At 75.0% G+C, this 19,765-nt stretch carries 21 protein-coding genes; 8 read left to right on the top strand and 13 right to left on the bottom strand.

The window, feature by feature from the left end:
- Window positions 1-10 precede the first annotated feature (10 nt).
- The 4 genes from Q3W71_RS07125 to Q3W71_RS07110 all read right to left on the bottom strand — a co-directional run bounded on the left by Q3W71_RS07125 (window position 11) and on the right by Q3W71_RS07110 (window position 3,588).
- Entirely contained in the window at window positions 11-619 is a 609-nt protein-coding gene (locus Q3W71_RS07125; protein ID WP_302918460.1) for a dihydrofolate reductase family protein, read from the bottom strand.
- The gene (locus tag Q3W71_RS07120) at window positions 616-1,881 is read right to left on the bottom strand and encodes an RNA polymerase sigma factor (RefSeq protein ID WP_302918459.1); all 1,266 of its coding nucleotides are present in this window, start codon (window positions 1,879-1,881) and stop codon (window positions 616-618) included. The genes Q3W71_RS07125 and Q3W71_RS07120 overlap by 4 nt, the downstream gene beginning before the upstream one ends.
- Window positions 1,878-2,243, bottom strand: coding sequence for a YciI family protein (locus Q3W71_RS07115; RefSeq protein WP_302918458.1), 366 nt, complete (start codon window positions 2,241-2,243; stop codon window positions 1,878-1,880). The genes Q3W71_RS07120 and Q3W71_RS07115 overlap by 4 nt, the downstream gene beginning before the upstream one ends.
- A gap of 103 nt (window positions 2,244-2,346) precedes the next feature.
- The gene (locus Q3W71_RS07110) at window positions 2,347-3,588 is read right to left on the bottom strand and encodes a DUF2786 domain-containing protein (RefSeq protein ID WP_302918457.1); all 1,242 of its coding nucleotides are present in this window, start codon (window positions 3,586-3,588) and stop codon (window positions 2,347-2,349) included.
- A 190-nt stretch (window positions 3,589-3,778) separates the two neighbouring features.
- On the opposite strand from Q3W71_RS07110, the gene hflX reads away from it, so the two are divergent.
- The 3 genes from hflX (at window position 3,779) to Q3W71_RS07095 (ending at window position 7,093) form a co-directional block, all read left to right on the top strand.
- Window positions 3,779-4,930: a GTPase HflX gene (hflX, locus tag Q3W71_RS07105; RefSeq protein ID WP_302918456.1), complete on the top strand. Its 1,152-nt coding sequence runs from the start codon at window positions 3,779-3,781 to the stop codon at window positions 4,928-4,930.
- A gap of 79 nt (window positions 4,931-5,009) precedes the next feature.
- On the top strand, window positions 5,010-6,257 hold the full coding sequence (locus tag Q3W71_RS07100; protein ID WP_302918455.1) for a CdaR family transcriptional regulator: 1,248 nt from the start codon (window positions 5,010-5,012) through the stop codon (window positions 6,255-6,257).
- Window positions 6,258-6,772: 515 nt separating this feature from the next.
- On the top strand, window positions 6,773-7,093 hold the full coding sequence (locus Q3W71_RS07095) for a TraR/DksA family transcriptional regulator (RefSeq protein ID WP_302918454.1): 321 nt from the start codon (window positions 6,773-6,775) through the stop codon (window positions 7,091-7,093).
- Between the two features lie 233 nt (window positions 7,094-7,326).
- Here the strand turns inward: Q3W71_RS07095 and Q3W71_RS07090 are convergent, their stop codons facing one another.
- Window positions 7,327-8,214 carry an NAD(P)-dependent oxidoreductase gene (locus Q3W71_RS07090; RefSeq protein WP_302918453.1) on the bottom strand — a complete coding sequence of 296 codons (888 nt, stop codon included), beginning with the start codon at window positions 8,212-8,214 and terminating at the stop codon, window positions 7,327-7,329.
- Between the two features lie 272 nt (window positions 8,215-8,486).
- Between Q3W71_RS07090 and Q3W71_RS07085 the strand changes: the two genes are divergently transcribed.
- Window positions 8,487-8,933, top strand: a complete 447-nt coding sequence (locus tag Q3W71_RS07085; protein WP_302918452.1) for a DUF4383 domain-containing protein — start codon at window positions 8,487-8,489, stop codon at window positions 8,931-8,933.
- Window positions 8,934-9,046: 113 nt separating this feature from the next.
- Here the strand turns inward: Q3W71_RS07085 and Q3W71_RS07080 are convergent, their stop codons facing one another.
- The 3 genes from Q3W71_RS07080 to Q3W71_RS07070 form a co-directional block, all read right to left on the bottom strand.
- On the bottom strand, window positions 9,047-10,009 hold the full coding sequence (locus Q3W71_RS07080; RefSeq protein ID WP_302918451.1) for a sensor histidine kinase: 963 nt from the start codon (window positions 10,007-10,009) through the stop codon (window positions 9,047-9,049).
- Entirely contained in the window at window positions 10,006-10,839 is an 834-nt protein-coding gene (locus tag Q3W71_RS07075) for an MEDS domain-containing protein (protein WP_302918450.1), read from the bottom strand. The genes Q3W71_RS07080 and Q3W71_RS07075 overlap by 4 nt, the downstream gene beginning before the upstream one ends.
- Window positions 10,840-10,943: 104 nt before the next feature.
- Window positions 10,944-12,044, bottom strand: a complete 1,101-nt coding sequence (locus Q3W71_RS07070; protein WP_302918449.1) for an L-dopachrome tautomerase-related protein — start codon at window positions 12,042-12,044, stop codon at window positions 10,944-10,946.
- Between the two features lie 223 nt (window positions 12,045-12,267).
- On the opposite strand from Q3W71_RS07070, the gene Q3W71_RS07065 reads away from it, so the two are divergent.
- Window positions 12,268-13,176 (top strand): LLM class flavin-dependent oxidoreductase, encoded by a 909-nt coding sequence (locus Q3W71_RS07065; RefSeq protein WP_302918448.1) that lies wholly within the window; start codon window positions 12,268-12,270, stop codon window positions 13,174-13,176.
- 25 nt (window positions 13,177-13,201) lie between these two features.
- Here Q3W71_RS07065 and Q3W71_RS07060 read toward each other — a convergent pair whose 3' ends face one another.
- Window positions 13,202-13,726: a DUF421 domain-containing protein gene (locus Q3W71_RS07060; protein ID WP_302918447.1), complete on the bottom strand. Its 525-nt coding sequence runs from the start codon at window positions 13,724-13,726 to the stop codon at window positions 13,202-13,204.
- A gap of 45 nt (window positions 13,727-13,771) precedes the next feature.
- Window positions 13,772-14,275, bottom strand: a complete 504-nt coding sequence (locus tag Q3W71_RS07055; RefSeq protein ID WP_302918446.1) for an ATP-binding protein — start codon at window positions 14,273-14,275, stop codon at window positions 13,772-13,774.
- Between the two features lie 154 nt (window positions 14,276-14,429).
- Here Q3W71_RS07055 and Q3W71_RS07050 point away from each other — a divergent pair, with 154 nt between their 5' ends.
- On the top strand, window positions 14,430-14,837 hold the full coding sequence (locus tag Q3W71_RS07050) for a four-helix bundle copper-binding protein (protein ID WP_302918445.1): 408 nt from the start codon (window positions 14,430-14,432) through the stop codon (window positions 14,835-14,837).
- Between the two features lie 74 nt (window positions 14,838-14,911).
- Here Q3W71_RS07050 and Q3W71_RS07045 read toward each other — a convergent pair whose 3' ends face one another.
- On the bottom strand, window positions 14,912-15,070 hold the full coding sequence (locus Q3W71_RS07045) for a hypothetical protein (RefSeq protein WP_302918444.1): 159 nt from the start codon (window positions 15,068-15,070) through the stop codon (window positions 14,912-14,914).
- Window positions 15,071-15,377: 307 nt separating this feature from the next.
- Between Q3W71_RS07045 and Q3W71_RS07040 the strand changes: the two genes are divergently transcribed.
- Window positions 15,378-17,813, top strand: a complete 2,436-nt coding sequence (locus Q3W71_RS07040; RefSeq protein WP_302918443.1) for a molybdopterin oxidoreductase family protein — start codon at window positions 15,378-15,380, stop codon at window positions 17,811-17,813.
- Between the two features lie 2 nt (window positions 17,814-17,815).
- The gene (locus Q3W71_RS07035) at window positions 17,816-18,274 is read left to right on the top strand and encodes a hypothetical protein (protein WP_302918442.1); all 459 of its coding nucleotides are present in this window, start codon (window positions 17,816-17,818) and stop codon (window positions 18,272-18,274) included.
- A gap of 40 nt (window positions 18,275-18,314) precedes the next feature.
- Here the strand turns inward: Q3W71_RS07035 and yidD are convergent, their stop codons facing one another.
- Window positions 18,315-18,692 carry a membrane protein insertion efficiency factor YidD gene (gene yidD, locus Q3W71_RS07030; RefSeq protein WP_302918441.1) on the bottom strand — a complete coding sequence of 126 codons (378 nt, stop codon included), beginning with the start codon at window positions 18,690-18,692 and terminating at the stop codon, window positions 18,315-18,317.
- An 87-nt stretch (window positions 18,693-18,779) separates the two neighbouring features.
- Window positions 18,780-19,718, bottom strand: coding sequence for a YafY family protein (locus Q3W71_RS07025; RefSeq protein WP_302918440.1), 939 nt, complete (start codon window positions 19,716-19,718; stop codon window positions 18,780-18,782).
- Window positions 19,719-19,765: the final 47 nt, after the last annotated feature.

The following is a 19,765-nucleotide window of genomic DNA, read 5'->3' as shown; positions in this document are numbered from 1 at the left end:
GCCGGCCACCTCAGCGCAGCACCCGGTAGCGGACGTGGGTGACAGTGGGGCCGGCGACCACGGCCACCTGCTCCAGCCGGGGGTCGCCCACACCGTCGAAGATCCGTTCGCCGGCGCCCAGCACGATCGGCACGATGTGCAGGTGCAGCGTGTCGAGCAGGCCAGCCGCCAGGAACTGCCGCACGACGCTGGCGCCACCGGCGACCGCCACCTCGCGGTCCCCGGCCGCCCGCCGGGCCTGCGCCAGCGCCGAGTCGACGCCGTCGGTGACGAACCGGAACTCCGTGCCGCCGGCCATCGGCAGCGGGTCGCGCGGGTGGTGGGTCAGCACGAACACCGGGGCGTGGAACGGCGGGTCCTCGCCCCACCAGCCGCGCCAGGACTCGTCCCACGGCCCGTCACCGCCGCCGAACATCCGCCGCCCCATCACGTACGCCCCGACGTCGCGGGTCACCTCGTCGAGCACCCGGGCGTCCACCTCGGACCGTTCGCCGTCGGCGGGGAAGGCCCAGTCGTGCAGCCGCATGCCGCCCCTGCCGAGCGGATCCTGGACGCTCTGCCCGGGTCCCGCCACGTAGCCGTCCAGGGACATCGAGATATGGCAGGTCACCGTGCTCATCGTGGCTCCTTCGTCGGGTCGGGCGGCGCGGCCAGCCGGGCCGCGCGCAGCTCCAGGTAGCGCTGTTCCGGGCGGCTGGTGGTCGCCCGCGCCGCCGCCCGGTACGCCTCCCGCGCGGCGGCCGGCTCGCCGGCCAGTTCCAGCAGGTGGGCACGGACGGCGGCGAGCCGGTGGTGCCCGGCGGTGCGCTCGTCGGCGTCGAGCGGGGCGAGCAGGGCCAGCCCGGCCCGGGGCCCGTCCACCATGGCCACCGCCACCGCCTGGTTCAGCGTGATCATCGGGTTCGGCGCGAGCCGGGCCAGCAGCCGGTAGAGCGCCAGGATCTGCGCCCAGTCGGTCCGCTCGGCCGACGGTGCCTCGGCGTGCACCGCGGCGATCGCCGCCTGCACCTGGTACGGCCCCGGCGGCGACCAGGTCAGCGCGGCGGTGACCAGGGCGATCCCCTCCTCGATGGCGGCCCGGTCCCACCGGCTGCGGTCCTGCTCGGCGAGCGGGACCAGTTCCCCGTCCGGCCCGGTACGCGCCGCCCGGTGCGCGTCGGTGAGCAGCATCAGCGCCAGCAACCCGGCCACCTCGCCGTCGTCGGGCAGCAGCCGGTGCAGGATCCGGGTGAGCCGGATCGCCTCGCTGGTCAGCTCGGCCCGGTGCAGGTCCGGGCCGCTGGACGCGGTGTAGCCCTCGTTGAAGATCAGGTAGAGCACCTGGAGCACGGTGCGCAGCCGTTCGTCCCGCTCCGCCGCCGACGGCATGGTGAACGTCGCCCCGGCGGCCTCGACCCGCTGCTTTGCCCGCCGGATGCGCTGGCTCATGGTGGCCTCGGGCACCAGGTGGGCGCGGGCGATCTGCGCCGTGGTCAGGCCGCCGACCGCGCGCAGCGTCAGCGCCACCTGGGCCGAGCGGGCCAGCGCCGGGTGGCAGCAGAGGAAGAGCAGGGTCAGCGTGTCGTCCTCGGCCGGCGGCTCCGCGTCGGCCGGCGGGGCGACCGCGGCGTACGCCGGCTCGCGGATCGCCACCGCGACCTCGCGCTCCCGGCGGGCCCGCTCGCTGCGCCACTCGTCGGTGAGCCGCCGGGTGGCGACGGTGAGCAACCAGGCGCGGGGATTGTCCGGCACGCCCTGCTCGGGCCACTGCGTCGCGGCGGCGAGCAGCGCCTCCTGGACGGCGTCCTCGCACCGGTCGAACTGGCCGTGCCGGCGCACCAGGAGGCCGAGGACCTGCGGCGCGACGGTACGCAGCAGGTCCTCGACGGCCCGGTCCGTCACATCTCCGTCCCGGCCTCGTCCATCACCGGGCGGACCTCCAGCGCGCCACCCAGCCGCACGTCCGGCCAGCGCTGGGCGATCTCGACGGCCCGCTCGACGCTGTCGCAGTCCACCATCAGGTAGCCGGCGAACTGCTCCTTGCTCTCCATGAACGGGCCGTCGGTGACCTCCGGCCGGCCGCCGCCGAGCCGGACGGTACGGGTCTGCGACGGGTCGGCCAGCGCCTGGCCGCCGACCAGCTCACCGGACTCGGTCAGCTCCTTCATGATCTCGTCGACCTCGCCGAAGAGCGCGGTGCGCTCGGACTCGGAGAGCGACTCGGCGAACCCGGGACGGTTCCAGATCAGCAGCATGTACTTCATCAGGTGCTCCTCGCGTCGACGTCGCGCCCATCGTGGCGCTTCTCGCCGGTAGGTCGGAGCCGACTCCCCGCACCCGACAACCCGGACGAGGAAATTTTCGGCGTCAGCGCCGGCGGCCGGGTACCTGGCGGGCGGAGCGGGCCGGCGGGCCCGGGTCGAGCGACGCGCGGTCGGCGGCGGAGGTGCCCGAGTGCCAGCCCTCGGCGTCCCGGACGCTGAGCCGGTGCCGGGTGACCCCGGGGAAGAGCGTGTCGAGGCGCTCCCGCACCGCCTCGGAACGGGCGGCGAGCACCGGCAGCAGCCGGTCCGGCCCGGCCGTCTCGGCGGCCCGCCGGTCCGCGTCCTCGGTGGCGGCCCGCAGCCGCTCGCCGATCCGCAGGGCGAAGGCGTTCAGGAAGGACTCGTCGTAGCCGCGGGTCCGCCGCCCGGCGGTACGCCGCTGGCGCTCGCCCCGGCCCCGCAGCATCGCCGCGGTGGCCTGGACGAGCAGCGAGGTGTAGAGCAGTTCGACCGCCTCCAGGTCGGCCGGCCAGCCCAGCACGGTGGTGAAGCCCAGATCGTCGGACCAGACCGCCTCGCACCGGTTGGCCGCCGCCACCTCCTGCACCAGCAGCGCCTTCGCGCCCGCGTACGGGGGGTCGGTGCTCAGTCGTACGCCGCCGGGCTGGTCGTCGCGGTCCGCGCCGGCGGACAGCAGCGCCTGGTCGACGCTGTGCCGGGCGATCAGCTCCTGGGCCTTGCCGGTCAACGCCTCGGCCTCGGCCGGGAAGGTGGTCGACTCGGCCTTGGCCAGCAGCGCCCGGACCCGTTCCAGCATCCGGGAGGCGGCATCGCCGCGGCCGCGGGCCGGGGCCGCCGGGGCGGTGGCCGCGCCGGGCGGCGGGCGGAGCACCGCGATCGGGGGCAACCCCTCGGCCAGGGCCAGCACGTCCACCGCCGCGCGGAGCGCGGTGATCCGGTCCAGCCCCTCCCGGCCCGCCCAGTCGGGCAGGTAGCGGCCGTCCTCCGGCCACCACACCCGGGCCCCCAGCTCGGCGAGCTGGGCGTCCCACCAGCCCGGCACCGGGCCGGCCTGGTCGCGCCGGTGGGCGGCGAGCACGTCCACCGCCAGCCGGGCCGGCCGGGCGCCGAGCCGGCGGGTGACGATCCGGGCCAGGTCGACCGGCTGCCAGCCGCGCGCCGCGAGCAGCCCGAACCGGCGGACCAGGCGGCGCAGCAGCACCGCGTCGACGTCCGGGGCGCCGGCGCCGACCACCAGCCGGTCCAGCTGCCGTTCGGCCAGGCGTACGTCGGTGCCGCGCGCCGCCGCCACCGCTTCGGTGATCAGTTCCTCGGCGTCCGGCACGGCCGCGCCCCTCCTCGTCGCTGTGCTCCGGGTGCGAAGGAAGTGACCGTCGCCCGCCCGCCGAACGTACCGCCGCGCGGGGCCGGCGTCCGGCGGTCGTGACCGGCGACACCGGCGCCCGGCCGGCTCCGGCATGCTTCGCCCGCTCCCGGGTAGATCGGTGGCCGACGGGAGCGAGGCGAGGTGCGCGATGGCGGGATCGTGGTTGCTGGGCAACGGCGCCGGCACGACGGCGCGGCGGCCGACGGCCGTGCTCGTCGCGGTGCACCGCGAGGACGAGGCGGGCGACACCGGCCCCGGTACGGAGGTGTCGCTGACCGAGCTGCGGCGGCTCGCGGACACCGACGGGCTGGCCGTGGTCGACGAGGTCGTGCAGAACCGGCCGCGCCCCGATCCGGCCACCTTCGTCGGTTCCGGCAAGGTCGACGAGTTGGCCGCCCTGGCCGAGCGGACCGGCGCCGACCTGGTGATCGCCGACGGCGAGCTGACCCCGGGCCAGGTGCGCAACCTGGAGGAGCGGGTCGGGGTGCGGGTGGTCGACCGGACCGCGCTGATCCTGGACATCTTCGCCGAGCACGCCCGCACCAGCGAGGGCCGGGTCCAGGTGGAGCTGGCGCAGATCGCGTACCAACTGCCCCGGCTGCGCGGCGACGGGCGCTCGATGTCCCGGGTCGGTGGTGGCCGGATGGCCGGCGGCGCCGGCATGGGTGTCCGCGGTCCCGGTGAGATGCGGTTGGAGACCCAGCGCCGCCGGCTGCGCCAGCGCGCCACCCGGCTGCGCCGCAACGCCTCCGAGCTGACCCGCCGGCGGGAGCGCAACCGGGAGCGGCGGGCCCGCAACCAGGTGCCCTCGGTGGCCATCACCGGCTACACCAACGCCGGCAAGTCGGCGCTGCTCAACCGCCTCACCGGCGCCGACGCGCAGGTGCAGGACGTGCTCTTCGCCACCCTCGACCCGACGGTGCGCCGGGTACGCGCCGACGACGTGCTGTTCACCGTCACCGACACGGTGGGCTTCGTCCGGCACCTGCCGCACCAGCTGGTGGACGCGTTCCGCTCGACGCTGGACGAGGTCAGCCGGGCCGACCTGGCCCTGCACGTGGTCGACGCGTCGGCGCCGGACGCGCTGGACCAGATCACCACGGTGCACGGGGTGCTGCACGAGATCGGCGCCGGTGACGTACCGGAGCTGCTGGTGCTCAACAAGATCGACGTGACGCCGGTCGAGTGGCTGGACGCGCTGCTGCGGGTGCACCAGGGCGCGATCGCGGTCTCCGCGCTCACCGGCGCCGGCATGGACGAGCTGCGGGCCACGCTGGCCCGCCGGCTGGCCCGGCGCTGAGCCCGGGTGGGGTGGCCGCCGGGTTAGGGTGTGCCGGATCGGCGGTGGGCGCCGAGACCAGGTCCGAGGGAGTCGGTGGATGACCGGCGCAGTCCGGCGGCCCGGCCCGGGACGGTGGGCCGGCGCGGGTCACGACGACGCCTGGCTGGCGGAGGTAGCGCGGGGTGCCAGCGCGGACGCCGGTGGGGTGCCGGTGGAGCTGCTCGGCGACTACCTGCCGCTGCTGGCGGAGGCGGCGCTGACCGGGCGCCGGCCCCGGCGCGGTGAACTCGACGCGGTCGGCGCACTGGGCCGGCGGGCCGCCGAACAGGGCGTGTCGGCGGGGCGCGCGGTGCAGCTCTACCTGTCCGCGGCGCGGCGGCTGTGGCAGCAGTCGCCGCAGCTGGCGCGGGCCACCGACAGCGAGGTGGTACGGGCCGCGGCCGAGGCGGTGCTGCACGTCGTCGACGCCGCGGTGGCCACCCTGGCCGAGGGCTTCGCGGTGGCCCGGCGGGAACTGGTCCGCCGGGAGGAGGCGCTGCGCCGGGAACTCGTCGACGACCTGCTGCGCGGCGACTCCGATCTCGGTGGCCTGGTGGAGCGCGCCGAGCCGTTCGGGCTGGACCTGGCGCGGGTGCACCAGGTGGCGCTGGCCGCGCCGCGCCGCCGGCTGCCCGACACCGACGCGGCGATCAGCGCCCTGGAGGCGGTCATCTTCGACCGGCTGGGCGACCGGGACGTGCTGGTCGCCACCAAGGAGGGGCTGCTGGTGGTGATCGCCCCGGCCGACGCGGTGGCCCCCGACCGGGCGGCCGGGGGCGGCGCCCCGGTCGGTGACCTGGGCCGGTTGATGCACGCCGAGCTGGACCGGCTGCCCAGGGGCCGGCCCTGGCAGGTGGCGGTCGGCCGCCCGCACCCCGGGCTGTACGGCATCGCCCGCTCCTACGAGGAGGCCCGGGAGGCGCTGGCCATGGCGCGGCGGCTGCACGCCGACACCGCCGTCATCGACGCCCACGACCTGCTCATCTACCGCGTCCTGCTGCGCGACCAGCCGGCCATGGTCGACCTGGTGCGGGCGGTGCTCAGCCCGCTGAGCCGCAGCCGGGGCGGCGCCGAGCCGCTGCTGGACACCCTCGACGCGTACTTCGCCACCGGCGGGGTGTCCACCGAGGCGGCCCGCCGGCTGCACGTGTCGGTCCGTACGGTGACCTACCGGCTGGCCCGGGTCCGCTCGCTGACCGGCCACGACCCGACCGACCCCGGTGACCGGTTCACCCTCCAGGCGGCGGTCTTCGGCGCCCGGGCGCTGGACTGGCCGGCCCAGCCGCTGCCCGGCCCCGCGTCCTGACCCGCCGGGGCGCGGCCCGGGCGGCCCACCAGGGACCGGACGGGGCGCCGACCTGTCCGGCGGCCGGCAATCTGGGGGCCGGTTGTTGGCCGGCCGTGGGCACTGTCCGGCCGCCGATTTCGGCCGACTCTGGAGGTCCGAGGTGTTCCCGACCGGCGAGGAGGCGGTGATGACGACCAGCGTGGTGGCTGTGCCACCCTCGCCACCCGGTCGGCCGCCGGTCCCGGCCGCCGGCCGCCGGAAAAGCGTGATCGCCGGTCCGGGCGGGTGTCCGCCGACCGCGGCCACGGGATCGCCTCGCCGATCCGGGACCTGACGCTCCGCCGGACTGACCAGCCCTTCCCGGCCGCCGCGCTGTTGCCGCGGCGGCCGACGCGCAGTTTCGTCCCCGGCCCGGCGTTCGCCGGTCCCGTCGCATCCGATCCCACCCCGCAGGCCGCCCGGCGCGGCGGCCGCCCCGCATCCACCCCGGCGATCCCGGGGATCCCGCGCACCACCGAGAGGAAGACACGATCATGACGGACACCGTCAGCAACCGCACCGAGGCCCTGCGTGACCTTCTGGAGCGGCAGTTCCAGAGCTACACCGACCAGCTCGCGGAACTCACCATCCACAGCCGGCAGCCGGAGCAGGGTGGGCACGACCCGGACACGCTCCGCGGCCTGATGGAGACCGCCCGGCAGGGGGTCGCGGACACCGCGCAGGCGTTGCAGCGGATGTCCGAGGGCGGCTACGGCCTCTGCGAGCGGTGCGGGGGCGAGATTCCGGTCGCCCGCCTGGAGATCCTGCCCTGGGCCCGCTTCTGCGTGCCCTGCCAGGAGCGCCAGGGCAGCTGACCGCGCCCCGCTGACCGCCGCGGTACGGCGGGGCGCCGACGGCGGGTCAGTCGCCGTGGTGCGGGTTGGCGGCGGTCGGCCGCTGCGTGCAGCCGTCCTCGCCGCGGGGCCGGCGCGGTGGGGCCGGCCCGCGGCACGGCGGTCGTACGCAGCTCCGGCCCGCCCTCGCGCCATGGCTCGCGCGGGTCGGAGCGGGTGCGGCGGCCGCCGAGTACGACGGGCGGGTACCGCGCTCAGTGGACCGCGACGCCGGCGATGCGCAGGCTCTCGTAGATCCGGGCGAAGCCCTCCGTGCCGTGCCCCGCGTCGACCTGCCGCTGGATGAGTCGCTGGACCATCGCGACGCAGGCCGGGTCGACGCCCTGCGCGACGCTCGCGTCGATGATGTCGCCCAGGTCGGAGAAGGTGAGACTCTGCTGGCCCGGCACTGTGTAGTCGCCGCCGTCGACGACCTCGGCGTAGCCGTCGAACGCGGTGGTCATCGCGGTCAGCCAGGGCGCCGCCAGCGCGGCGAACCGGCGCGCGGGAATGCCGGCCGGGGCCACCATCGCCGCGCCGTGCAGGAAGCCGGCGAACATCACGTACATGCCGGCGAGCAGCGCGAGGTCGACCAGCGAGGCCAGGCCGGCGTCGGTGCCCTGGAACCTGCTCTCGCCCCAGTGGTCGAGGACGTGCCGATGCCGGTCGAAGGCGTCCCGCGCACCGCTGTAGAGGATCAGGGAGCCGGGGCCGCCGATCATCTCCGGTACCGCCATGATGCCGCCGTCGACGTAGGCGGCACCCGCGCCCTCGGCCCAGGCGGCCAGCTCACGGGCCTGGGCCGGAGTGGTCGTGGTGACGTTGACGATGGTTCGCCCCGGCAGGTCGGCGGCGACCGGATCGAGGACGTCATGGACCGACGCGTGGTCGAACAGGCAGACCACGACGAGACCGGCCGCCCGTACCGCCTCCTTCGCCGAGCCCGCCTCGGTCGCACCGGCCGCGACGAGGTCGCCCGCCCGGCCCGGGCTGCGGTTCCACACAGTGGTCGGGTGCCCGGCCCCGAGCACGGCTGCCGCCAGTGCGCGGCCCATCGCGCCGAGCCCGAGCACGCTCACGCCGGGGTCGTTCCGCTGGGTCATGGTGCTGCTCTCCTCGCTGTCGTTGCCTTATGCGAGCCTGTGCCATCACGGCAGCATTGACCAGTACCAACTATTTGGTGCGGTACTTACCTTTTGGTAAGTGCGGGGAGCGACCCCGGCCGGCCGCGACCGCCGAGAGGTGGACGCCAACCGGCTACCGCTGCCGCCGGGCCGGTACCCGCGGAACCACCGTCCACACCGCGCCGAGGTGTTTCGACCGCACCGGTCGGGGCACATCGGCCTCACCTGTTTCATCGACGGAGGTAGAAGACATGGTTGGCACGTCCGGCACCACCACCGCCCGCCACCCGGTGCGCACCGCCGCCCTGGCCGTCGGCGCGGTCTTCCTACTGGTCGGGGTGCTGGGCTTCATCCCGGGCATCACCACCGACTACGGCACGATGACGTTCGCTGGGCACGAGTCCGAGGCGAAGCTGCTCGGGCTCTTCCAGGTGTCGATCCTGCACAACCTGGTGCACGTCGCCTTCGGTCTCGCCGGCCTGGCGCTGGCCCGTTCGGTCTCCGGAGCCCGGATGTACCTGATCGCCGGTGGCGCCGTCTACCTGGTGCTCTGGCTCTACGGTCTGGTCGTCGACCACGACAGCGGCGCCAACTTCGTGCCGCTCAACACGGCCGACAACTGGCTGCACCTGTTCCTCGGCCTGGGCATGATCGGTCTCGGCGTGGCGCTCACCCGCCGGCCGGCGGATCGCCGCTGACCGCCGTCGAAGCAGCGCCGTGGCCGTCCGCCGCGGCGCTGCTTCGGCTCCGGGGTCGTGGCCGTGGTGGGTCGGCGTCCCCACCGCCCCGCGGGTCGGCCGGGCGCTCGGGGTCAGCCGCCGTGGTGCGGGTTGCCGGCGGTCAGCCGCAGCGTGAAGCCGGCCTCGTCGCGGCGCAGGGTGACGTGGTTGCAGGACTGGTAGGTGATCCACAGGCCGAGCCCGCCGGGGTCGCCGTCGCCGACCGGCAGCAGGCCGGCGAAGGGATCACGGGGCCCGGCGCCGCCGTCGCTGACCGTCACCACGATCCGGTCGTGGCCCGGCCAGAGCCGGACGCGGACCGGGGGAACCCCGTACCGCTGCGCGTTGGTGACCGTCTCGCTGACCGCCACCACCAGGTCGTCGACGTCGTCGGCCGGCAGCAGGCCCCGGTCGACGGCGTGCACGGCGGCACGCGCCTGGGCCGCCGTCGGGTCGGTCAGCTCGACCGCCGGTGTCGCCGCCTGGAGCGGATCCGGCACCACCGGGTGGTTTTCCAGCAGGTACTCCGCCGGCGGGGTGTAGGTGGGGCTGGGCAGGTGCCCGCCGTCGGGCGTGGCGAACCGGGGGTGGGTCCGGGCCACGTCGGCCAGCACCGCCGCCGGGGTGATCCGGGTGTCGTACGCGCACATGCTCCACAGCGGGAACTCGTCGTACGCGTGGTTGATCGCCGCCTCGTACCGGGCCCACCAGTCCCACGTCGGGCCGAACGCCAGCCGCGGCAGCTCGCCGACGATGCGGATCTGGCCGGCGCCCTCGGCCACCCGGTCGGCCAGCAGCCGCCGGTAGGAGCGGATCGCGGCGGTCGGCCGGGCGTACACGTCGCCGCCGGGCAGGAACTCGACCTTCAGCCCGGGGGGCAACGCCGACCGGACCAGCCCGCCGGTGCGCTCGCCCAGCGCGACGAAGGTCGGCTCGCCCGCCTCGACGCCGCCGATCAGGAAGGGCAGCAGGACGGCGAGCAGCTCGTCGTCGCTGTCGTAGCGGATCGCCTCGTGGTAGTAGCCCTGGTGGCCGGCGGCGGCTCCGGTCCTCATCGGGCCACCTCCACCCGTACCCGGGGCAGGTCCAGCAGGTCGACCAGCCGGGCCAGGGCGGGGCGGCCGGTCCGCAGCACCGCCGTCGCCGCGCGGCGGTGCGCGTACTCGTCGAGGTGCACCAGCGAGCGGTGGTCGAGGAACCGCAGGCCGGTCGCCCGCAGCACCAGCTCGCCGCCGGTCGGGCGCAGGTCGGCCCGGGCCAGGGCGGTGCCGAACAACTCGTGCTGGGACGGGTCCAACTCACCGGCGAGGGCGGCGTGCCCGTCGCCCGGGGCGACCGCGTACAGCCGGAAGAGCAGCTCCTCGACATTGCTCTCGGGGTGCAGGCTGGCCAGCTCGGCGACCGCCCGGGCGCCCAGCTCGGGCCGGTGGTAGGCGCACATCGCGCGGAACGGTCGGCTCCGCATGTAGCGGTCGACCTGGTGCTCGTAGCGGGCGAACGCGTCGAGCTGCGCCGGGGTGCGCACCAGGGCGGTGGCCTCGGCGACGACCCGCAGCCCGGTGTGCCCGGCGGCCAGAGCCTGCTCGGTGGCGGCGGCGTAGGCGGCCACCTGTGCCGCCGGGTCCACTGTCCAGTCGCTGGCGTAGGTCGAGCCGAGCGGGACCACCTCGGCGGCACCACGGCGCAGCGCGTCGGCGATCGCCGGGACCCCGCGCAGCCGGGCCAGCACCGACTCGGGCTCGTCGGGGGAGATGTACCAGACCCGCTCGCCCGCCGCGAGGCCAGCGGTGAGGTACGCCTCGGCGGACCTGCGGAAGGTGGCGGGATCGTCGTAGGCCCAGCACACGTGGCCGGACGACCCGTCCGGCCGCTGCTCATCGATCATGCTGGTCGCCCCACGCGGCCCAGTGTAGGCCGACCTGCGACGGTCGCCACCGGCCCGCGGGCGGGGCGGACCGGTGACCGGCCCGGGCCGTGCTGCCGCGACGGTCACCGCAGCCGGACCGGTCCGGCGTCGATCCGGGTGCGGAACAGCGCGTACGGGCGGCGGCGCAGGTCCTCGCCCCGCTGGTAGGTCGGCTGGCGGTGCAGTTGGTTGGCGGTCACGTACAGGTACCCGTCGCCGGCCACCGACATGGTGTCCGGCCAGAGCAGCCGGGGATCGTGCACGAGGGTCTCGAACCGGCCGTCCGGGTGGCGGCGCAGCACCGCGTTGTGCTCGTACGAGGTGAGGTAGAAGCGGCCGGCGTCGTCGGTCTCCAGGCCGTCCGAACCGCCGCCCTTGTCCCCCTCGTGGACCACGGTGGCGGCCACGTCGGCGTCGGTGACCGTCCGGTCCGCCAGCGCGTCGGTCGCCACGCTGTACCAGTCGCGCGACGCGAGCGGGCAGTAGTAGAGCCGGGCGCCGTCGGCCGAGATGGCGATGCCGTCCGAGCCCATCGCCACCGGCTGCGGCGGGCCGTCCGGCGGTCGTTGCAGGAAGGGGCGCCCCTCGACCACCGGGCGGAACGTCGCCAGCGGCTCCGCCTTCGTGGAGGGGTGGTCGTGCAGCCGCCGCCAGGACGCGCCGCTGGCCAGGTCGACCACGATGATCCCGTTCGGCCCCGAGTCCGACGAGTCGGTGATGTACGCGACCCCGCCGTCCGAGCGGCGCAGGTCGAACCGCACGTCGTTGAGGTAGGTGGTGGTCAGCGCCACGTCGGTCGGGAAGGTGATCACCTGGGCGACGGTGTCGGTGTCCAGGTCCACCCGGACCAGCTTCGGCCCGCCCGGTTCGGTCGGCTGGAACATCGGGCTGCCGGTGTCGAGCACCCAGAGCCGGTCGGCCGGGTCGACCACGACGCTCTGCACCGAGACGAACGCCTCGGTGTCGGAGGTACCGGCCGGACTGTTCCACCGCTGGTCCGGGAAGGGCACCTCCCGGCCGCCGCGCAGCTCCACCACCGTGGCCGGCACCTCGTCGCCCCACTTGGGGAAGTTCACGAAGATCCGGCCGGTGTGCGAGACGGTCACCCCGGTCGGCATCGGCCCGGTGAACGTGTGCACCAGTTCCAGCTCGCCGACCGGCTCGTCTCCGACCGGGCCGTTCACGCCGTACCGCCCGGCCGCCGGCCCGCCGCGGCGGGTCCCGCGCCGTGGTGCCCGATCCGCATGGTGTCCCTCCCGGTGCCCGACCGCCCTTCCTGCCCGACTTCCCGGTGCCATCCGGGCGAAACCCGCCGCCGGATGCGGGGGGCCGAGCGCGAGAGGGAACCCCATCGGGCCGTGGCGACGTGCCGGCCCGGCGCGCCGGGCCGCGAGCGAGGATGGCGTCATGACCGACTACGGGCACGAGTTGATGTTCGGCACCTTCGTCACGCCCACCGCCCAACCGGCCCGGCAGGCCGTCGACCTGGCCGTGCTGGCCGACCGCGCCGGGCTCGACCTGGTCACCTTCCAGGACCACCCGTACCAGCCCCGGTTCCACGACACCTGGACCCTGCTGAGCTACGTGGCGGCCCGGACCGAGCGGGTCCACCTCAGCGGCAACGTGATCAACCTGCCGTTGCGCCAGCCGGCGGTGCTCGCCCGCAGCGCGGCGAGCCTCGACCTGCTCAGCGGCGGCCGGTTCGAGCTGGGTATCGGGGCGGGCGCGTTCTGGGAGGCCATCGAGGCGATGGGCGGCCGTCGACTCAGCCCGGGCGAGGCGATCGGCGCGCTGGCCGAGGCGATCGAGGTCATCCGCGCGACCTGGGCCGCCGACCAGCCCGGCGCGGTCCGGGTCAAGGGGGAGTACTACCAGGTCAACGGCGCCAAGCGGGGCCCGGCGCCGGCGCACCGGATCGGCGTCTGGCTGGGCGCGTACAAGCCGCGGATGCTGCGGTTGACCGGTCGGCTGGCGGACGGCTGGCTGCCCAGCCTGGCGTACCTGCCGGGCGGGGCGGCCGACCTGGCCGAGGCGAACCGGGTCATCGACGACGCCGCGGCCGCCGCCGGCCGCGAGCCCACCGCGGTACGCCGGTTGCTGAACATCGCCGGGCGGTTCGCCGACACCGGCCGGGCCCTGCTCGACGGGCCGCCCGAGCAGTGGGCGGAGGAGCTCGCCGGCCTGACCCTGGAGCACGGGGTCAGCGCCTTCATCCTGGCCACCGACGATGCCGCCACCACCGAGCGGTTCGCCGCCGAGGTGGTGCCGGCCACCCGGGAACTGGTCGCCGAGGAGCGCGCCCGCCGCGCCGGCTGACCCGACCCCGGCCCTCGGTCCCGCCTCACCCCGCCGGGCCCCGCCGGGGCTTCTTCCGGGGCTTGTCGCCGGCGGCGGGGATGACGCTGAACTGGCCGTCCGGCTCCATCCGGACCTCGCGTACCTCGCTGAGGTCGGCGAAGCCCTGCTCCCGCAGCTCGGCGTGGAGCTCGTCGTCGGTGATGAACTCCCGGCGCAGGTTGCGGCGCAGGATCCGGCCGTCCCGCACGAGCACCAGCGAGTTCGGCCGGATCAGCCGGGCGGCGGCCGGCGACCAGTAGGCGAGCACGTCCAGCAGGTACGACCAACCGATGATCACCGCGACCAGGAGCACCCCGTCGGTGACGGACCGGTAGTCGTCCGCCATGCCGTTCTGCGCGGCGTCGGCGAGCAGCACGATGACCAGCAGGTTGGTCACGCCGGTGGTGCCGCTCTCCCGCTTGAGGATCACCCGGAGCAGGACGAACAGCGACAGGTACATGACGCTGCCCCGGGCGAAGATCTCCAGCAGCGGCGTGTCCGGGCGGAACACGCTTTCCCAGTCGGTCACGGCGGCGCCTACCCGCCGACCGGTACGCCAATCCTCGGCGTACGGTCAGGGCTGCACCGGGCCGGCCGGGTCGACGCCGGCGGGTTCGGCCGGGCGCGCGGAGCGGTCCGCACCGGTCAGGCAGACGCTCACCGTGGCGGTCAGGCCGTCCGGGCGGCGGGTCAGCATCAGCCCGCCGGTCAGCTCACGGGCCAGCCACAGCCCGCGCCCACCGGGCACGTCCGCCGCGGGCAGCTGCACCGATTCGGCATCCGTGCCGGTGCCGTGGTCGTGCACCTCGCACACCAGCACGTCGTCCTGGCGGAGCAGCTCGACCCGACCCGACCCGCCGCCGTGCCGTACCGCGTTGGTCACCAGCTCGTGCACGGCCAGGACGAAGTCCTCGGCGTCGTCGCCGGCGAGCCCGGCGGCCAGCACGTGGCGGGCCAGCGCGTGGCGTACCTCGGTCGCCGTCGCGGCGGTGAACGCATGCGCCCACAGCGACACCGACCGGTCCCCCACCGGGGCGCCGTCCGTCAGCTCGGCGCCTTCCGCCTGACCAGGCCGCATACGGGCAGGATACGGGGGTTCTCCGAGGGCGCGACCCTTGCGCCACAGCAAGTAGCGCGGACGGTACGGCGGTGGGCCGGGCAGGGTGGTGGGGCGGCATGCCGGCCGGCGCGACGGGTACGGCTCACGGGTACCCCACCGAGAGGAGAGGCGCGTGTCCTCGACCACCATGCCGATGCTGGAGACGTACCCGAAGTCGATCAACCTGGACCGGACCAGGTTGGCCGCCGCGATCGACACCCTCAACGCCTGTGCCCAGGCGTGCACCGCCTGCGCCGACGCCTGCCTGAGCGAGGACATGGTCGCCGAACTGGCCAAGTGCGTACGGACGAACCTGGACTGCGCGGACATCTGCACCACCACGTCCCGGGTGCTTTCCCGGCACACCGGCTACGACGCCAACCTCAGCCGCAGCCTGCTGGAGGCGTGCGCCGCCGCGTGCAAATCCTGCGGCGACGAGTGCGCCCGGCACGCCGACATGCACGAGCACTGCCGGGTCTGCGCGGACGCCTGCCGCGCCTGCGAGCAGGCGTGCCGGGACCTGCTCGCCACCATGAGCTGAGCGGCCCGCGCGCCGCGCGTTCGGGCATGACACGGCGCCAGCACCCGTGGGTGCTGGCGCCCGTGCTGCTGGGGTCAGCCCCGGGCCTCCCGCTTGGCGGCCTGCGGCGACGCGCCCTTGTCGACCTTCTTCATGGCCTGGCGCAACTGGCTCTCGGTCATCTTCGAGTTGCCGGGGATGCCCTTGTCGTGGGCCTGCTGACGCAGGTCGTGAAGCCGGGTCCGGTCAGCCATGTCAACCTCCCTGTGAGCACGGCACGGGAATGTCCGCGCGCCGTCCGAACCCGCTGCCTTCCCGGCCTCGGCCGGCACAAACCGGGGCCGGCCCGGCCGGTCGGCGTACCCGACGCGCCGGACGTCCCGTCCCGGTGGGCCTTACCCGGTTTCAGACCCGGTGCGCGGGGCAGGGTGTGACGATCGGGCTCGGGACGCGCGCCGCCGACGAGAGGACGTCCGGGGATGGCGGGAAGGGAACCTGCCCACGCCTTCGCGGGCAGTGCCCTCGCCCCGGCGGTGGCGGCCCGGCGGGAGGGAGCGGACCGTGGTTGACCGGATCGCCGATCCGTGGGGGCCGAGGACCCCGTACGGGCCGGGAGAGCCGTGGCCGGTGCGGGTGGACGAGTTCCTCGACGGTGACCTGACCGAGGCGGACGTGGACCGGTGGGTGCAGTCCGCGTCGGTGCTGCACTCCAACGGCGACGCGATGGACATCGCCGTCTCCGGTGGCCGGATCGTCGGCGTCCGCGGCCGGGCGGTGGACCGGGTCAACCGGGGCCGGCTGGACCCGAAGGACCTCTACGGCTGGCAGGCGAACAACAGCCGCGACCGGCTCACCCGGCCGCTGGTCCGCGACGGCGACCGGCTGGTGGAGACCGACTGGGACACCGCGATGGGCCGGATCGTCGCCCGGTCGAAGGAACTCCTCGACGGCCCCGGCGGCTGGGGCCACTTCGGCTTCTACACCTCCGGCCAGTTGTTCCTGGAGGAGTACTACGCGCTCGGCGTGATCGGCAAGGCCGGCCTCGGCACCCCGCACATGGACGGCAACACCCGGTTGTGCACGGCGACGGCCGCGGCCGCGCTGAAGGCCAGCTTCGGCACCGACGGGCAGCCCGGCTCGTACACCGACGTGGACCACTGCGACGCGATAGCGCTCTGGGGGCACAACGTCGCGGAGACCCAGACGGTGCTCTGGATGCGGATGCTCGACCGCCGGCGCGGGCCCAACCCGCCGGCGATGCTCGCGGTCGACCCGCGGGCCACCCCGGTGGCCCGGGAGGCCGACCTGCACCTGGCCGTCCGCAGCGGCACCAACATGGCCCTGATGAACGGCCTGCTCCGCGAGATCATCCGGCGCGGCTGGTACGACCGGGACTACGTCGACGCGCACACCCTCGGCTTCGACGAGCTGTGCCGGATCGTCGACGGCTACCCGCCCCGCCGGGTGGCCGAGATCTGCGACGTGCCGGCCGCCGACGTGGAGCGCGCCGCCGAGCTGCTCGGCGGCGCGCAGCGGCTGCTCTCCACCGTGTTGCAGGGCTTCTACCAGTCCAACCAGGCCACCGCGGCGGCCTGCCAGGTGAACAACCTGCACCTGATCCGGGGCATGATCGGCCGGCCGGGGGCCGGGATCTACCAGATGAACGGCCAGCCGACCGCGCAGAACACCCGGGAGACCGGCGCCGACGGCGACCTGCCCGGCCTGCGCAACTGGGACAACGACCAGCACATCGCGGAGCTGGCCCGGCTGTGGAACGTCGAGGTCGACACCATCCCGCACTGGGCGCCGCCGACGCACGCCATGCAGATCTTCCGGTACGCCGAGCAGGGCTCGATCAAGCTGCTCTGGATCAGCGCCACCAACCCGGCGGTCTCCCTGCCCGACCTGTCGCGGATCCGGCGCATCCTGGCCCGGCCGGAGCTGTTCGTGGTGGTGCAGGACCTCTTCCTGACCGAGACCGGCGAACTCGCCGACGTGGTGCTGCCCGCCGCCACCTGGGGGGAGAAGACCGGCACGTTCACCAGCGTCGACCGGACCGTGCACCTCAGCGAGAAGGCGGTCGACCCGCCCGGTGAGGCCCGCTCCGATTTGGACATCTTTCTCGACTACGCCCGCCGGATGGACTTCCGCGACCGCGACGGCGGCCCGCTGATCCCGTGGACCGGCCCGGAGGAGGTCTTCGAGGCCTGGAAGGAGTGCTCCCGCGGGCGGCCGTGCGACTACACCGGCATCAGCTACGACAAGCTGCGCGGCGGGTCCGGCGTGCAGTGGCCGTGCACCGAGGAACACCCCGACGGCACCGAGCGGCTCTACACCGACGGGGTGTTCAACACCGGTCCCGACTACTGCGAGACCTTCGGGCAGGACCTCTCCACCGGCGCCGAGTTCACCCAGTCGGAGTACCGGGCCAGGGAGCCGAACGGGCGGGCGTTCCTGCCCGCCGTCGACTACCAGCCCTCACCCGAGGTGCCCGACGACGAGCACCCGCTGCTGCTCACCACCGGCCGGACCGTCTACCAGTTCCACACCCGCACGAAGACCGGCCGGGCCGCGCAGCTCGACGCCGCCGCGCCGCAGGTGTGGGTGGAACTCAACCCGGCCGACGCCGAGCGGCTCGGCATCGCCGAGGGCGACCTGGTGGGCATCGCCTCGCCGCGCGGCGCCGTGCAGGCCCGGGCCCGGCTCTGCGGCATCCGGCCCGGGGTGGTGTTCCTGCCGTTCCACTACGGCTACTTCGACCAGGACCCGAACGAGCGCACGCCGCGCGCCGCGAACGAGCTGACCGTCACCGCCTGGGACCCGATCTCCAAGCAGCCGCTGTTCAAGGTCGCCGCGGTGGCGGTGGCGAAGCTCGCCGACGGCGACGGCGTACCCGCCCCGGCGCCCACGGTCGGCGGCAGCGAGCCGGTGCCCGGCGCCGACGTCCCGGCGACCGTCGGCGGGCCGGCCGCCGAGGCCGTCAGCGGGAAGGAGTGACCGTGCACCTCGCCCACTACCTCGGCCTGCTGCACCGCGCCCAGTGCAACCTCGCGGACGCGTTCCGCCAGGTCGCCGACGCGCACGCCGAAGAGCCCGACGTCCACCACCTGTGCCAGCAGCAGGCGAAGCGCTGCGACGAGCACGCCGAGCGCCTGCGGCCGTTCGCGGAACGCTACTCGGAGGAGGCGCCCGCGGAACCGGACCGGCTGCACTCCGAGTTGTTCACCGGCACCCGTACCGGCGGCATCGGCCTGCTGCGCGACCTCCAGGATCTCTACCTGATGGCCGCCCAGTGCGACATCAGCTGGACGGTCGTCGGCCAGGCCGCCTACGGCGCCCGGGACGAGGACCTGCTCGGCGTGGTGAAGCGGTGCGAGGGCGAGACGGCGATCCAGCTGAAGTGGCTGCGTACCCGGATGAAGCAGGCCGCCCCGCAGGCGCTCGTCGTCGCGGAGTGACCGCGCGGGACGCGGCCGGCGGGCCGCCGCCCGTCGCGGCTCAGCGCACCGGGTCGTGGGTGCCGCGCGGCACCCCCGGCCGGCAGCGGCGGATCCGGTCGGCGGCCATCCGGCCACCCACCGCCAGCCCGTATCGCTGCACGGCCGTCAACCCGTACGCGCCGCAGGTGGGCGTGAACCGGCACTGCCCGGGCCAGTGCGGCGACAGCCACCGGCGGTAGCCCTGGATCGCCGCCACGCCCGCCCGGTCCAGCACCGGGGCCCGGGTCGCCGTCGCGGCGAGCGAGCCGACGGTCAACAGGGTGGAGAACAGCCCCAGGTCGCAGCAGTCACAGCAGCCGTCGGGGTTCTTCGACCTCGACATCTTCGCGGACTGCCTGCGGTTCTCCCGGGCCTGCTCCCGGATGCGCCTGAACATGCGTCCCATGATCGGTCACGGTGGCCAGTCCGGCATCCGCGCCCCGTGGCCGGCCGCTCCGGTGGCGCTCCGCGCACCCGCGCGTGCTCAGTACCGGTCGAGCAGCCAGCGGCCGAGCGCGCGTAACCGGTCGGTGAGGGCGGCCGGTTCGACGACGTCGAGGTCCAGGTTGAGGTAGGTGAGCCAGCGGGCGGCCCAGTCGAGGTCGTCGGTGCCGAAGTGGAGTTCGCACCCGTCGCCGTCGTCGACCACGGTGGCGACGCTCGGGTCGACGAGCTCGCGGACCAGGTCGGCCGACGTGTGCACCCGCACCCGGACGCGGTGGCGCCACGGCCCGTGGGCGAGCGTGTCGGCGACGAACGCGGCGGCGTCGGCGGGCGGCTCGGGCACCGGGAACCGGGTGCCGAGCGGCTGGACGTGGTCGATCCGGTCGAGGGCGTAGACCCGCCAGCGCTCGGTACCGCGCGGGCAGGCCACGAGGTACCAGTGGCGGTTCAGCGTGACGAGCCGGTGCGGCTGCACCTCGACCGGGGTGGCCGGCGCGGTGTCGTGGCGGCGGTGCCGGATCCGGAGGGCCTCACCGGCCCGGCAGGCGAGGGCGGCCGGGACGAGCACGCCGCGGCCGGCGCGGCGGCGGGACCGCGCCGGCGGCGCCTGCACGTCGGCGAGCGCGTTCAGCCGGGTACGCCAGCGCGCCGGCACCACCTGGACGAGCTTGGCCAGGGCGGTGGTCGCGGCGGCGTCGAAGCCGTCGACGGCGACCGCCGCGCGCAGGCCGAGGGCGACGGCGGTCACCTCGTCCGCGTCGAGCAGCAGGGGCGGCATGGTGCGGCCGGACGCGATCCGGTAGCCGCCGGTCCGGCCGGCCTCGGCGTCGATCCGGTAGCCGAGTTCGCGCAGGTGGGCGACGTCGCGCCGGGCGGTGCGCTCGGTGACGCCGAGCCGGGTCGCGAGCTGGGTGGCGGAGATGCCCGGGTACGCCTGGAGCAGGGCGAGCGTCTCGAGACGCCGGTTGGTCGTGCTCATCCGTCGAGGATCCCGGACATACCCTGACAGTATCCGTCCGGGTAGTG

Origin of the sequence: Micromonospora sp. C28SCA-DRY-2 (assembly GCF_030519475.1) — a bacterium.
Classification (GTDB): domain Bacteria; phylum Actinomycetota; class Actinomycetes; order Mycobacteriales; family Micromonosporaceae; genus Micromonospora.
Note: the sequence above shows the minus strand (reverse complement) of the source record. Positions and strands in the feature narration are given on the sequence as shown.

Excerpts from the sequence above, each read along its gene's own strand:
- Q3W71_RS07090 (WP_302918453.1), bottom strand. The coding sequence starts at position 8,214 with ATGACCCAGCGGAACGACCCCGGCGTGAGCGTGCTCGGGCTCGGCGCG.
- Q3W71_RS07055 (WP_302918446.1), bottom strand. The coding sequence starts at position 14,275 with ATGCGGCCTGGTCAGGCGGAAGGCGCCGAGCTGACGGACGGCGCCCCG.
- yidD (WP_302918441.1), bottom strand. The coding sequence starts at position 18,692 with ATGTTCAGGCGCATCCGGGAGCAGGCCCGGGAGAACCGCAGGCAGTCC.
- Q3W71_RS07115 (WP_302918458.1), bottom strand. The coding sequence starts at position 2,243 with ATGAAGTACATGCTGCTGATCTGGAACCGTCCCGGGTTCGCCGAGTCG.
- Q3W71_RS07095 (WP_302918454.1), top strand. The coding sequence starts at position 6,773 with ATGACGGACACCGTCAGCAACCGCACCGAGGCCCTGCGTGACCTTCTG.
- Q3W71_RS07100 (WP_302918455.1), top strand. The coding sequence starts at position 5,010 with ATGACCGGCGCAGTCCGGCGGCCCGGCCCGGGACGGTGGGCCGGCGCG.
- hflX (WP_302918456.1), top strand. The coding sequence starts at position 3,779 with ATGGCGGGATCGTGGTTGCTGGGCAACGGCGCCGGCACGACGGCGCGG.
- Q3W71_RS07075 (WP_302918450.1), bottom strand. The coding sequence starts at position 10,839 with ATGATCGATGAGCAGCGGCCGGACGGGTCGTCCGGCCACGTGTGCTGG.
- Q3W71_RS07045 (WP_302918444.1), bottom strand. The coding sequence starts at position 15,070 with ATGGCTGACCGGACCCGGCTTCACGACCTGCGTCAGCAGGCCCACGAC.
- Q3W71_RS07125 (WP_302918460.1), bottom strand. The coding sequence starts at position 619 with ATGAGCACGGTGACCTGCCATATCTCGATGTCCCTGGACGGCTACGTG.
- Q3W71_RS07025 (WP_302918440.1), bottom strand. The coding sequence starts at position 19,718 with ATGAGCACGACCAACCGGCGTCTCGAGACGCTCGCCCTGCTCCAGGCG.
- Q3W71_RS07080 (WP_302918451.1), bottom strand. The coding sequence starts at position 10,009 with ATGAGGACCGGAGCCGCCGCCGGCCACCAGGGCTACTACCACGAGGCG.
- Q3W71_RS07065 (WP_302918448.1), top strand. The coding sequence starts at position 12,268 with ATGACCGACTACGGGCACGAGTTGATGTTCGGCACCTTCGTCACGCCC.
- Q3W71_RS07085 (WP_302918452.1), top strand. The coding sequence starts at position 8,487 with ATGGTTGGCACGTCCGGCACCACCACCGCCCGCCACCCGGTGCGCACC.